We start from the raw sequence: 13,660 nt of genomic DNA, 5'->3' as shown, positions 1-13,660 counted from the left end.
ATGCAACATCCGGTAACACCCTCACAGCCTACCCCCCCCGCCACCGGGGGTGCGCGTGAGACCGATGCCAAAAGCGCCTCACCCACCGCCACTGACGACCCTGGCGGCGATGTAAGCACGAACACTACGCCCGAAAATGCAGGCAAGGGTGGCGGGCTTGCGCCGCAAAATCTGCCCGGCACCCATCAGGGCCTGTATGGTGCGGCCCGGAACTGGGCCATGCTGGCGGTCTCGCTTTCGGTCTTTCTGGCGTTGCTGGACTATGCCATCGCCAATGTGGCCCTGCCCGATATCGCGCGTGATCTCAAGGCGTCGTCCTCGGCTTCGGTGTGGATCGTCAACGCCTACCAGATGGCAAGCCTGATCTCCCTGCTGCCGCTGGCCGCTCTTGGCAGCCGCGTGGGTTTCGCGCGGTTGTGCCGGGCGGGGATTATCCTGTTCATGGGGGCGTCGCTGCTCTGCGCGACGGCCACTACACTGCCTATCCTTGCGGGCGCGCGCGTGCTGCAGGGCATAGGTGGCGCATGTATCATGAGCGTGAATATCGCGCTGGTACGCTTCATCTATCCGCATGCGGAAATCGGCAAGGGCGTCGCGCTGAACGGCGTGGTGGTCGCCCTTGGCGTGGCACTCGGCCCCACGACGGCGGCCGCGATCCTGACCGTTGCCTCCTGGCCGTGGCTGTTCTGGATCAACCTGCCCTTGGGGGCGGCGGCACTGGCCATGGCCTACCGCGCCTTGCCGGTCACCCCGCGCACGGGCAGGATGCCCGATCCGCTGGGCAGCGTGCTGTGTATTGTGGCGCTGGGGGCGTGCATCATGGGTGGGGACGGCCTGGCCCATCAGGAAGGCTGGCAGCTTTCCTCCGCCCTGCTGCTGGTGGGGCTGGTGGCCGGGGCTGTGCTGGTCCGCCGCGAAAGCGGGCTGACGCACCCGATCCTGCCGGTCGATCTGCTGCGGCGTTCGGATTTTACGGTGGCGTTCCTGACCGGGTTCGGGGGCTTTGTGTCCTCCAACCTGTATATCGTCTCCATGCCGTTCATGCTGCATGACACGCTGGGCATGAGTTCGGCTGCAACCGGCCTGCTGATCACGCCCTGGCCGATCGGCATCATGCTCTCGGCCCCGGTCATCCGCCGTGTGGCGGACCGGGTTTCCGCCGGGGTGCTGTCTTCCATCGGGTTGGCCATTACGGCGAGCGGGTTTTTCCTGCTCTGGCTGCTGCCTGCCCACCCATCCGTGTTCGATATTGCCTGGCGTACTGCCGTGGCGGGGTGGGGGTTCGGTTTCTTCCAGCCCCCCAATAACCGCGCGATGATGGTTTCGGTCCCGCATAACCGCGCGGGGGGTGCCAGCGGCATGGTGCAGGTCGCCCGCCAAGCCGGGCAGACCATCGGCGCCATGGGGGTGGCAGCCTTCTTCACCTGGTCGCTTGCGGGGGCGACGCATCGCTGCCTGCTCATGGCGGGCTGCGTGGCCCTGTGCTCCGCCCTGCTCAGCGCCAGCCGGCTGGTGAAAAAGCCACGCTGACCGTGCGTTCTCCGTAAAGATGCCTGTAAAAAAGCCCCGTAAAAGGGGCCCTGGATAAGGGCTGCGCAAAGGGATTTCGTAAAAGCCCACCGCTACCCGTCGGCGCATTACTCGCGCACCTTGGAGGCTGAACCGAAAGCCCGCCCCAAAAATATTACGCAAAGGATCAAAAGTTTTTGGTGAAGCTTTTTCCAAAAAGCTTCAGGGAACGTCGCCTTTTTGAACAAAGGCGACACCCGAGACGTTTAACACTTTATCTCGACAGGCTGGCCTGAAATGGTCTTTCAGGCCGGGTCAGATCTCGCTTTCGAGGAAGATCCGGCTCGTATCCCCCATCCATGCCCCGTAATAGCGGTCCAGCCAGTGTTCGGCCTGTGTGGGCGCGCCGGCGGCAAGGGCCGTCAGCGGGGCGAGGTATACCCATTCGCTGGCCTGGCTTTCCTCATCGATCATGTCGCGCGCCTGCAACCCGTCCATCGAGATCGCCAGCATCTGGGCGGCCAGGTCGCGCACGGTGCCTTCGCCCCAGGGGGTGTCGAGCCCCATCATGGGCACGAGTTCGCGCAGTTTCACGTAGTCTTCCCACGGGCGGGCGCGCACCAGTTCCCATGCGGATTCCAGGGCTGCGGAATCATAGAGCAGGCCGGTCCACAATGCGGGCAGGGCCATGGTCATTTCGGGCGATCCCGCATCCGCGCCGCGCATTTCCAGGAACTGCTTGAGCCGCACATCTGGGAAAGCGGTGGTGATATGGTCTTCAAAATCCCCGATCGTGGGGGTCAGGCCTTCCAGCCCGTCCTGTCGGTCGCCGTTCAGCCACGCGCGGAAGGACCGGCCCGCCACATCCAGCATCTTGCCATCGCGCATGATGAAATACATCGGCACGTCCAGCAGCCATTCCACGTAGCGTTCGAAGCCGAAACCCGGCTCGAATACGCAGGCGGGCATGCCCGAGCGGTTATTGTCGGTATCGGTCCAGATTCTGGCCCGGTTGGACAGGAAATTGTTGGGCTTGCCTTCCACGAAGGGGGAATTCGCGAACAGGGCGGTGGCCACCGGCTGCAAGGCCATGGAAACCTGCATCTTGCGCACCATGTCCTGTTCCGAGCCGAAATCCAGGTTGACCTGCACGGTGCAGGTGCGCTGCATCATGTCCAGCCCCAGGCTGCCGACCTTGGGCATGTAGTTGCGCATGATCGCGTAGCGCGACTTGGGCATCCACGGCATGGCCTCCCGCGTGGCGGTGGGGTGAAAGCCCAGCGGGGCAAAGCCCAGACCCAGCTTGCGCGCAAGCATGCGCACCGTGTCGTAATGCTCGTTCAACTCGCGTGCCGTGTCGTGCAGGCTGCGCAGTGGCGCGCCCGAAAGTTCGAACTGCCCGGCAGGTTCGAGCGAGATCGCCGCCCCGACCGCCGCCCCCTGGCCCTTGAGGCCGATGATGTTCCCGTTATCGAGAACGGAGGTCCAGTCATCCGGCTCGGCTTTTTGCAGCCCGCTCAGCAATGCCTCGATCCCCTGCGGCGCGTAGGGCGGGGCTGCGTAGGCGGGCCGGGCCGCATCGGGGGCACCCGCATTGCCACCCACCCCGTCCTGGGGCCGGATAAAGCCGAACTTTTCATGTTCGGTGCCAATACGCCAGGCGTCGCGCGGTTTGCAGCCCTGGGCAAGCAGGTCAGCGAGTTCGCGGACAGAGCGGATTGGGGTCTGGTCTGCTGCACCGGGGTTGGACATCTGGCTTATCTTATCCTTGAAAAAAAGCCCCGGCCGTCAAGAAGCCAGGCAAATCCAATACGCTATTGTGACAAAACAATGCCTGAACGCAACCCGTCCCCCATAAGGGCCAGGCCCGCGGCCACGGCGGTATCGGCCCGTAGAATAAGCGGGCCGAGCGATACGGGAACCACGAACGGACGGTTGAGCAGAAGCTGGCATTCCGCCTCGCTCAGCCCGCCTTCGGGGCCGACCAGCAGCCCGTCTCCCGGTTGTGCGTCGCGCAAGGGGTGAAGCCCCGTCCTGTCGGCGCCCCCTTCACGCATGTCCATGCGTTCCATGGCGGTGAACAGCCTGCTCGTCTGCGGCCAGCCACCCAGCAGGGCGGCGAGGGACTGTGGCTGTGCCACATGCGGTACGTCAAGGCGTTCGCATTGTTCCGCCGCTTCCGTGGCGATTGCGCACAGCCTTTGCGGGTTAATGCGGTGGGTGTTCGTGCGTTCCGTCATGACGGGCAGGAATTCGCTCACCCCCAGTTCCGTGCCCATGCGCAGGACCAGGTCGGTCGCATCGCGCTTGAGCAGGGCGAAGGCCAGTTTCAGCCCCGGCACGGGGGAAGGGGCGCGCAGGGGGCGTTCAAGCCGGAATTCGCCCCGGTCCTTGCGGATATGCACAATGCTGGCCCGCCATTCCCCCGCCACCGCGTTGAACAGCCGCACCTCATCCCCCGGCTGGCGGCGCAGCACCGTGCCCAGGTAACGCGCATGGTCGGCCTGCATGGCGCAGGTGGCCCCGGGCTGGGCCACGGGCAGCGCGTCAGGTGCCATGAAAAGGCGCGGGAGAAGGATAATATCGGTCATGTCGGACGTAATCGGGGGCCAGGGCTGGAGGATGACAAAGCAATGCTGGGCCCTGTTTAGGCACGAAAGCCCCGTCTTTGCCAAGAGCAGCCACGCAGGCACCCTGGGCGAAGCCATTGATGGAACGTGCTTGTCCCAGGTCTTTGCACCTGCCGCGGGCCCCCGCATGGTGGTGCGGGCCGCAAGGCCAGGGTGGCAGGGTACCCGCTCGCCATGGCAGGGCCGGGCGTTCGGGTGCTTATGGCGCGGCCCGCTTTGTGGCATAGACAGCGGACCTTGTTTTTCCGCCAGCCGGGAGCCCATAGCAGCGTGCCGAGCATGATCAGACATACCGATATCAGGGTTACGGGCTGGATCGCCCGCCTGCCGCCTTCCATGCAGGCCTATGTGCTGCTGGCCCGGCTTGACCGGCCGATCGGCACATGGCTGCTGTGGCTGCCGGGCATATGGGGTATCCTGCTACCCCAGGGTGTCGCTCCCTTCGAACGGGTCAGGCTGATCGTGCTGTTCGGGATCGGCAGCCTGGTCATGCGGGCGGCGGGCTGCGTGGTCAACGACATGTGGGACCGCGACATAGACCGCCAGGTGGCGCGCACTGCCGGCCGGCCACTGGCCAGTGGCGCGCTGAGCATGAAGCAGGCCACGGCGTTCCTGGCGCTGTTGCTGCTGGCGGGGCTTGGGGTGCTGGTGCAGCTCAACCTTCTGTCCTGCCTGCTGGGGGTGTCATCGCTTGTGCTGGTGGCGTTCTACCCGCTGGCCAAGCGCTATACGTGGTGGCCCCAGCTTGTCATGGGCTTTACCTTCGGCTTTGGCGCGCCCATGGGCTATGCGGCAGCGGCTGGGGCCCTGTCCTGGGCGCAGGCGGCGCTATATGCCGCAACCATCGCCTGGCAGCTTGGCTTCGATACGATTTACGGCTTCCAGGACATGGAGGATGATGCGCGGATCGGCGTTAAATCCACATCCCGGCTGATGGTGGGGCGGGCCCGGCCGTTCCTTGCGGCCTGTTACGGGGTGGCTGCCCTGTTCCTTGCTCTTGCCGCCATTCTGGCCGGGGTTTCGTGGCTGTTCTGGCCCGTTCTGCTTTTGCCGCTGGCGCTGCTGGCCCGGCAGGTGGCGGGGCTGGACCCGGCCAATCCCGCCGCCTGCCTGCGCCAGTTCCGCGCCAACCGCGAGGTGGGGCTGGCCGTGGCCCTTGCCCTGGTGGCGGGGCTGCTGCACCCCTGATGGCGCCGGGCTGTTCGCCTGGCGTGAAATACCCTAGTGTTGAGCCCTTCCGCCCCCAGGCTGGCGGGGCGTTCTGTCCCGCCCTGGCCTGATAGCCCGATACGAGTTGCCGTGCCGATGAAATCCGTTTTCCGCGCTGTCCTGCCCTTGTGCGTTACCTTGGCTGCCCTTGGGGGTGCGGCACCTGCCCGGCAGGCATTCGCGCAGGCAGGGCCGGGGTCCGAACAACCGCAGGCGGGCATGCAGGCGGGCGCGTCCGCAGCACCGCAGGCCGCATCTCTTTCCAGTGCGGACAGGGCATGGCTGCAAAAGATCGAACAGGCCCTGAACCGCTCCCCCACCTTCCAGGCGCGCATCCAGCAGATCGATGCCAATGGCAAGCGCACCACCGGCACGGTGTGGATGAAGCGGCCCGGCCAGATGCGCCTGGCCTATGATGCGCCATCCCCCCTGCTGCTGGTGGCGACCGACGGCAAGGTGGTGTTCCGCGATAACCAGTTGGACCAGACAACCGTCATTCCCATGGAGCGCACGCCGCTTGGCCTGCTGCTGCGCCAGCATGTCAGCCTTTCGGACGATGTGACGGTAACCGACTTCCAGCACGCCCAGGGTTTCGTACAGGTCACGCTGACACGCACGTCCTCCCCCGGCGATGGCACGCTGACACTGGTGTTCTATGAAAAACCGGTGGCCCTGCGGTCATGGAGCGTGGTGGACGCGCAGGGCCGCCAGACCCAGGTGACGTTGTTCGATGTGCATGAAGGGGGCGACCTGCCCGCCAGCCTGTTCGTGCCGCCGGCCGATCCCCAGTAGGGGCCGATTCCCAATAGGGTAAAGTCCTCAACAGGGAAAGATGGCGCGCAGTGGTCTGGAAAAACCGGCCACCGGGCGCGATATAGAGCAGGACAGATAGCTTGAAGGATAGGCGCGCAGGGTATGGCCGCAGGGCATGACAATCCTATGATGGGGGGCGACCTTTTCGGCCAGGCGGCCCCGCCTGCCGGGGGAGCTTCCGCTGGCGGTGGTGGGGGCAGGCCCGCCCCCACGCAGCCGCTGGCCGATCGGCTGCGCCCCAACAGGCTGGCGGATGTCGTGGGCCAGGGCCACCTGCTGGGCCCCGATGGCGCGCTGACCCGCATGCTCGAACGCGGCTCGCTCGCCAGCCTGATCCTGTGGGGCGGGCCGGGTGTCGGCAAGACCACCATCGCCCGGCTGCTGGCGCAGGCGGCGGGGCTGACCTTCGTGCAGTTATCCGCCGTGTTTTCGGGTGTGGCCGATTTGAAAAAGGCGTTCGATACCGCCCGCCGGCTGGCCCAGACCGGGGGTGGCACCTTGCTGTTCGTGGATGAAATCCACCGTTTCAACCGCGCCCAGCAGGATGGTTTTCTGCCCGTGGTGGAAGATGGCACCGTGGTGCTGGTCGGGGCCACGACGGAAAACCCGTCCTTCGCGCTCAATTCCGCTTTGCTGTCGCGCTGCCAGGTCATGGTGCTCAACCGGCTGGACGACCCCGCACTTGAGGCCCTGCTGGCCCGCGCGGAGGAAGAAACAGGCCGCCCCCTGCCTTTGACGGAGGATGGACGGGCCACGCTGCGCGCCATGGCCGATGGGGACGGGCGCTACCTGCTGAACATGGTGGAGCAGATTTTAAGCCTGAAGACCGATACGCCGCTGGACGCCCAGGCCCTTGCCCGCCTGCTGGCCCGCCGCGCCGTTTTGTATGACCGGGACCGGGAAGAACATTACAACCTCATTTCTGCGCTGCATAAATCCATGCGTGGATCGGACCCCGATGCGGCGTTGTACTGGTTTGCCCGCATGCTCGAAGGGGGGGAGGACCCGCGCTACCTGGCCCGCCGCCTGACCCGCTTCGCGGCCGAGGATGTGGGCATGGCCGACCCGCACGCCCTGCCGCTGGCGGTGGCGGCGTGGGAGACCTATGAACGCCTGGGCTCGCCCGAGGGGGAACTGGCGCTGGCCCAGCTTGTCGTGCATCTGGCCACGGCCCCAAAGTCGAATGCGGTCTACAAGGCTTACGGGGCGGCAAGGCGTGCGGCGCGCAGCACAGGCAGCCTGATGCCGCCCTCACATATCCTGAACGCGCCCACCAAGCTGATGCAGGATATCGGCTACGGCAAGGGGTATGAATACGACCACGATGCCGAGGAAGGCTTTTCGGGACAGAATTATTTTCCCGATGGCATGCGGCGGCAGAGCTTCTATACCCCCACCGGCAGGGGGTATGAACGCGAGGTCCGGCACAGGCTGGAAACATGGGCCCGCTTGCGCGATCGGCGCCAGTCGTGAATATCGCAGCATGAGCGTTGTCAATCTTACCGTAACGGAGGACGAGGCCGATATCCGCCTCGACCGTTATTTCCGCCGCCACTACCCGCACCTGACCCAGGGTGCCTTGCAGAAACTGTGCCGCACGGGCCAGATCCGTGTGGATGGCCGCCGGGTGGAGGCATCCACCCGGCTCGAGCCCGGGCAGAGCGTGCGCGTGCCGCCCATTCCCATGGCTGCCAAGCCCGCGCGGGATGTGCCGCGCCCGCTGGACGAACGGCTGGTGCGCGATATTCGCGCCATGGTCCTTTACCAGGACCAGCATGTCATCGTGCTCAACAAGCCCGCGGGCCTTGCCGTGCAGGGTGGCCCTGGCATTGCGAAGCATGTGGACATGATGCTGGACGGCCTGCGGGAAAAGGCGGACGACCCCCGCCCCAGGCTGGTGCACCGGATCGACCGCGACACGTCGGGCCTGCTGCTTCTGGCCCGCACGCCGGGGGTGGCGGCCAAGCTTGCGGCTGCGTTCCGTGGGCGCGATGTCAAGAAGATCTACTGGGCGGTCGTGGTCGGCAGGCCGGACCCGCTTTCGGGCGAGATCGACCAGCCGCTGGCCCGGCTGGGTGCGGGGCCGGGGGCGATTACGGTCGCGGCTGACCGCAAGGACCGTGACGCGCAGGTGGCCCGTTCCGCCTACGAGGTGCTGGATTCGGCAGCCCGCAAGTTCTCATGGGTGGAACTCTCCCCGCTGACGGGGCGCACCCATCAGTTGCGCGTGCATTGCGAATCGCTGGGCACACCTATTCTGGGCGACCCGAAATACGGGGGCGAGGCAGCCCACCCGTCAGGCTTTGCCGATCAGTTGCACCTGCATGCCCGCATGCTGGACATGCCGCACCCCGCAGGTGGGCGCCTGATCGTTTATGCAGACCTGCCCGCCCATATGCGCGAGACATTCCGCGACCTGGGCTTTACCGCCGGGGCCACACCCAAATCCGTGCGCCGGGGCGGCTGAACCCGGCCCCGTGGGGGAGTAAAGACACATGCGTGTGAAATGGAAGATCGGCCTGCTGGCCGGTGCCGTGGTTCTGGCCCTGGGTGGGGGCAGCATTGTCTCCGCCACGCAGGAGGCCGGGTGGCTCAAGACCCGGCTGGTCGATGCGATCGAGGTCAGGACCGGGCGGCAGGCCAGCATAGGCTCGCTGCATGTCTGGCTGCTGCCCTACCCCTGGGTGGAGGCGCGGGATGTGCGCCTGTCCGGCATCGCGCAGGACGGGGTGGACATGCTGGCCGTGGGCGAGGTGCGCGCGCGCCTGGCCTTGCTGCCGCTGTTTTCGCACCGCATCGCCTTTGGCGATATCAGCGTGATTGCGCCCAAGATTGTTCTGCGCCGCTTTGCCGACGGCCGGGCGGACTGGCATTTCACCCCCCGGCAGGCGGATATGCAGGGAACACCCGGTGGCAATGCCCCATCGGGCGGCATGCACTGGAACCTCGATATTTCGGATGTGACAATCCGTCAGGCCGACCTGCGCTGGGCCGATGCCATCAGCCGGCTGTCCGGCACGGTGGCGCTGGACAAGGCGAGTGCTGCCGGGCTGGACGGGACAGCCCCGCAATTTGACATTCACGGCACAAAGGGGCGGGGCGGGTTCGGCATTACCGGCCATACCGGCCCGCTTATGCCCCCGGGCTCGCCCCTGCCGGTCGAGTTGCGGCTGTCCTATACGGTGGACGGCCATGCGGCGGGGCTGGCCCATCTGGACGGCGTGCTGAAAGGGGCCCAGGGCTCAGGCGGGGCGGCTTTGCGGTTTGGCGGCTCGGTCGGTCAGTTGCGCGACCTGAATGAACTGTTCCCGCATGCCAACCTGCCTGACGGGCAGAATATCTCGCTCGACCTGGCCTGGGCCGACAGCGCGGATGGTGCGGCCGCCCCACAGGTGCAGGTGCTGCATGTGCGCACCGGCAAGCTCGATCTGGGCCGCTGGGTGCCCGGGGCCACGTTGGCAAATGCCGCGGCCGACGCCGCCAGCCCGGCGGATGGGCTCGCACTCAAGCTGGACGGGCAGATGAACGGCCAGCCCCTTGCCCTGGCCGGCACGCTGGGCACGCTGGGGCAAGTGGCGGCCCAACTGGCGGCCTTTGTTCCCATGCCGGGCCAGCAGGCGGGTGCGGCCACGGACGGCGGTGCCCCGCAGGCCACGCTGCCGGTTGACCTGACCCTCAGCCAGGGGGGCTCCAGCGTGCAGGTGCACGGCGGTGTCAGCCCCACGCGCACCTCGCTCGACGGGCATGGCACGCTGGACCATGTGGCCATGGGGGCCGACCTGCCGGTATTCACCGCCATGGGGGTGAACGGCCATGTCGATATTGCCGATACACGCCGGCTTGTCGCCCATCCCGATATTCCCACAGCCCTTGCGGTGGTGAACGCAACGGCCGATGTGCAGGCGCAAAGCGTGCAGTGGCAGGGCGTGGACTGGACGCAGCTTGTCTCGCACGTGGTGGTGCAGAATGCGCGCGTGACGTTCGACCCGGTAACGGCACAGGGCAACGGCACGCCCCAGGCCGGGCGCATGGTTTACGACCTGTCGGGCCCCACGCCGCAGATCGCCCTGGAGGCGCATTCCGTCTTCCTGCCGCTTGCGGCCATCCAGGGCTGGTTCGGCCTGCCGCCGGACATGCGCGGAACGGTGCAGTTCGTGGGGGCGATCTCCACGCAGGGGGCCACCACGCCGGACAGGCGGGCCAACCTTACGGGGCATCTGGGGGCGTCTGTCGTCAATGGCAGCATCAGCGGGGCTTTTCTCAAATCCCTGCTGGGGCCGCAGGTGCCGGTCAAGGGCTCCATGCCGATCCGCTGTTTCGGCACGCATATGCAGTTCGCGGATGACGCGGCCCATATCGACCTGCTGGGGTTCGAGAGCGATATCGTCAGGCTGAGCGGGCACGGTACCATCGCCATGGGCACGCAGGCGCTGGACATGCATCTGGCGCCGCAAGTCCTGCTGGGCGGGGCCTCTGCCGCGTCCGACATCGCTGTCACCGGCACTCTGGCCAACCCCCGCCCGGCGCTTGAGGCCGGATATGGCGGCGGGCGCTACGGCATTACAATCGGCGGCAATGGGGCAGGGGGGGACGAGAACACCTGCCCGGCCCTGCTGTCCGCCGCGCGTGAAGGCGGGGCAGGCCCCGCAGCGCCCGAGAAAAAAGCCAGCAAGGCGGACAAGGTCATGAACCTGCTGCACGGGCTGGGGCTGTTCCGATGAGTGCTCCCCCCCCTTCGGGGCAGATGCCCCCGCGCCAGCAGGCAGGGCGCAAGCGGTTCTGGAAACAGGTGAGTGTAGTGCCCGAGGCCCTGCCCGAAAGCCTGTCCCCCGCTGGCACCCCCACCGGCTTTGCCGTGCAACTGGACGGGCGCAGCGTGCGCCTGCCCGGCAAGGCGGCATTATGCGTGCCCTCCCACGCGCTGGCGCAGGCACTGGCGGCCGAATGGCAGGAGGCCGGGCAGGCGGGGGAAGGGTATTTCACCCCCGCCGACCTGCCGCTGACAGGGATCGCGGGCTCCATGATCGAGCGCATTCCCGCCTCGCGCGAAGGCGTGGTTTCCAGCCTTCTGGCCTACGTGGAAAGCGACCTGCTCTGCTACCGCGACGGAGCGAATCCCCGCCTTGCGGCCCAGCAGGCTGCCGCGTGGGATCCATGGACGCAGTGGCTGGAACGGGCATTTGGTGTGGAACTGCGCGTGACATCCGGCGTCATGCCCATTTGCCAGCCCGCCGAGACGGTGCAAGCACTCGGTGCGGCGCTGGAGGCGCTGGATCTGGGTGAACTGGCGGCCCTTGGCGTGGCAGTTCCGGCACTGGGCAGTCTGGTGCTGGGGCTCGCATTGCTCAGGGATGCGGGCACGCCGGGCGAACTGGTAGCCTGCGCCACCCTGGACGAACGCGCCCAGATGGCCATATGGGGTGAGGACACGGAAGTGACCGACCGTATCGCCAGCATCCAGGCCGAAGTGGAGCACGCCGCGCGCTTTCTGGCACTGATCCGGGCGGGCTGAACCCGCCGAGCTATCCCTTGGGGTATCGATCGGGGCGTCCGTTGGGGAACCTGTCGGCACGAAGTTTCTTGACACGGGTGGGGTGATGCCGTAACCCCGCCGTAAATCAGGCCCGTCACTTCGCGAAGGTTCGCGCAGTGACGCGTTTTGTTATGGGGTTGCTGCTTTTGTTCGAGGCTCTTTCAGGCAGGCTTTCAGGGGTTTTCGACGGGCTCGCCAAGCGTGGCGCGCTGTCCGAAGCCGATGTCATGGAGGCAATGCGCGAAGTCCGTCTGGCCATGCTGGATGCCGACGTCGCCCTGCCTGTGGTCAAGGACTTCGTCAACAAGGTCAAGGAACGCGCCGTCGGGCATGAGGTGCTGGACAGCATCTCCCCCGGTCAGGCGGTTGCCAAGATCGTCAATGACGCGCTGATCGACGCATTGGGCGGGGCGGGTGCGGTTCCCCTGAACCTGAGCGCCGTGCCCCCCGTTCCGGTGCTGATGGTGGGTTTGCAGGGGTCCGGCAAGACCACGACATCGGGCAAGCTGGCCCTGCGGCTGAAGAACCGCGACCGCAAGAAAGTGCTGCTGGCCTCGCTCGATACGCAGCGCCCGGCCGCCCAGTTGCAGCTGGCCCAGCTTGCGCAGCAGGCGGGGGTCACCTCCCTGCCGATCGTGGCGGGGCAGACCCCGGTCGAGATTGCCCACCGCGCACTCGATACCGGGCGGCGCGAAGGGTATGACGTCGTCATTCTCGATACGGCGGGCCGCCTGTCCATCGACGATGCGTTGATGGAGGAAGTGCGCCAGATCAGGGATGCGACCCAGCCGGCGGAAACGCTGCTGGTGGTCGACGCCATGACCGGGCAGGACGCGGTGAACACCGCCAAGTCCTTCAACGAGGCGGTGGGCGTGACCGGCGTTGTCATGACCCGTATGGATGGTGACGCGCGCGGTGGCGCGGCCCTGTCCATGAAGGCGATCACGGGTGCGCCCATCAAGCTGACGGGTTCGGGCGAAAAGCTTGACGCGCTGGATGAATTCCATCCCGAACGCGTGGCGGGCCGTATCCTGGGTCTGGGCGACATTGCCGGGCTGGTCGAAAAGGCCGCCGACACGCTCGACCATGAAGAAGGCGAGCGCCTGGCCCAGCGCATGATGGCCGGCAAGTTCGACCTGGACGACTATGCTTCGCAAATTCGCCAGATCAACAAGCTCGGCTCCATTTCGGGCATTCTGGGCATGCTGCCGGGCATGGGCAAGATCAAGGACGCCATTGGCGACAAGGATCTCGACCAGTCCGTTCTCAAGCGCCACCTTGCCATTATTTCCTCCATGACCCGGGCGGAGCGCAGCAAGCCCGCCATTATCAAGGCGTCGCGCAAGAAGCGTATCGCCGCGGGGTCTGGAACCACGGTTCAGGACGTCAACAAGCTGCTCAAGCAGTTCGACATGATGTCCTCCATGATGAAGCGCTTCAACAAACTGGGCTTGAAAGGTCTCATGCGCCAGGGAATGTCCGCGCTCATGCCAAAGGGAATGGGTGGAGGTCCGCCGGGTGGTCCCGGGGGTCGTCCCTTCCGCTGATGCGGCCTGTTTCTGCGAATAGTTTTTCGGATTTTTGTTTTTGGGTCTGGAGTAGTCTGAATGAGTCTTAAAATTCGTCTCGCCCGCGCGGGTGCAAAGAAGCGCCCTTACTACCACATCGTGGTGGCCGACAGCCGCAGCCCGCGTGATGGCCGCTTCATCGAGAAGGTTGGCGCGTACAACCCGATGCTGCCGTCCGAGCACGCCGATCGCGTGCGCCTGACCGCCGAGCGCATCACGCACTGGCTGTCCCAGGGTGCGCAGCCGACCGATCGTGTGGCCCGTTTCCTGGGCAATGCGGGCCTGGCCGAAAAGCCTGCGTTCCGCGAACAGCCCAAGAAGTCCGCGCCCAAGAAGCGCGCTCAGGAACGTGCGGCGGCAGCAGCCAAGGCTGCGGAAGCAGCAGCCTAAGCTGGTAT

Annotated in this window: 11 protein-coding genes; 9 read left to right on the top strand and 2 right to left on the bottom strand. The window is 66.1% G+C overall.

Going from position 1 to position 13,660, the window contains the following annotated elements; genetic code table 11:
- Positions 1-1,530, top strand: a complete 1,530-nt coding sequence (locus J2D77_RS12300) for an MFS transporter (RefSeq protein ID WP_230975761.1) — start codon at positions 1-3, stop codon at positions 1,528-1,530.
- Between the two features lie 294 nt (positions 1,531-1,824).
- Here J2D77_RS12300 and J2D77_RS12295 read toward each other — a convergent pair whose 3' ends face one another.
- Together J2D77_RS12295 and J2D77_RS12290 are read right to left on the bottom strand one after the other, a co-directional pair.
- Positions 1,825-3,261: a glutamate--cysteine ligase gene (locus J2D77_RS12295; RefSeq protein ID WP_207846601.1), complete on the bottom strand. Its 1,437-nt coding sequence runs from the start codon at positions 3,259-3,261 to the stop codon at positions 1,825-1,827.
- Positions 3,262-3,323: 62 nt separating this feature from the next.
- Entirely contained in the window at positions 3,324-4,100 is a 777-nt protein-coding gene (locus J2D77_RS12290) for a 16S rRNA (uracil(1498)-N(3))-methyltransferase (protein ID WP_207846594.1), read from the bottom strand.
- Positions 4,101-4,418: 318 nt separating this feature from the next.
- Between J2D77_RS12290 and ubiA the strand changes: the two genes are divergently transcribed.
- The 8 genes from ubiA (at position 4,419) to rpsP (ending at position 13,652) form a co-directional block, all read left to right on the top strand.
- A complete protein-coding gene (ubiA, locus tag J2D77_RS12285) occupies positions 4,419-5,327 on the top strand; it encodes a 4-hydroxybenzoate octaprenyltransferase (RefSeq protein ID WP_207846592.1) in 909 nt (302 codons plus the stop codon).
- 117 nt (positions 5,328-5,444) lie between these two features.
- Positions 5,445-6,140 (top strand): LolA family protein, encoded by a 696-nt coding sequence (locus J2D77_RS12280; protein ID WP_207846590.1) that lies wholly within the window; start codon positions 5,445-5,447, stop codon positions 6,138-6,140.
- A gap of 123 nt (positions 6,141-6,263) precedes the next feature.
- Complete coding sequence (locus J2D77_RS12275) at positions 6,264-7,634, top strand: replication-associated recombination protein A (RefSeq protein ID WP_207846588.1); 1,371 nt, start codon at positions 6,264-6,266, stop codon at positions 7,632-7,634.
- 10 nt (positions 7,635-7,644) lie between these two features.
- A complete protein-coding gene (locus J2D77_RS12270; RefSeq protein WP_207846586.1) occupies positions 7,645-8,628 on the top strand; it encodes an RluA family pseudouridine synthase in 984 nt (327 codons plus the stop codon).
- Between the two features lie 28 nt (positions 8,629-8,656).
- Positions 8,657-10,882: an AsmA family protein gene (locus tag J2D77_RS12265; protein ID WP_207846585.1), complete on the top strand. Its 2,226-nt coding sequence runs from the start codon at positions 8,657-8,659 to the stop codon at positions 10,880-10,882.
- A complete protein-coding gene (locus J2D77_RS12260) occupies positions 10,879-11,673 on the top strand; it encodes an ATP12 family chaperone protein (protein WP_207846577.1) in 795 nt (264 codons plus the stop codon). The genes J2D77_RS12265 and J2D77_RS12260 overlap by 4 nt, the downstream gene beginning before the upstream one ends.
- Before the next feature lie 167 nt (positions 11,674-11,840).
- A complete protein-coding gene (gene ffh / locus J2D77_RS12255; RefSeq protein WP_207846694.1) occupies positions 11,841-13,241 on the top strand; it encodes a signal recognition particle protein in 1,401 nt (466 codons plus the stop codon).
- Positions 13,242-13,301: 60 nt separating this feature from the next.
- Positions 13,302-13,652, top strand: a complete 351-nt coding sequence (rpsP, locus tag J2D77_RS12250) for a 30S ribosomal protein S16 (protein WP_207846575.1) — start codon at positions 13,302-13,304, stop codon at positions 13,650-13,652.
- Positions 13,653-13,660 lie beyond the last annotated feature (8 nt).

Source organism: Acetobacter garciniae (genome assembly GCF_017377735.1).
In the GTDB taxonomy this organism is placed as follows: Bacteria; Pseudomonadota; Alphaproteobacteria; order Acetobacterales; family Acetobacteraceae; genus Acetobacter; species Acetobacter garciniae.
This window is presented reverse-complemented; position numbering and strand designations above follow the sequence as displayed.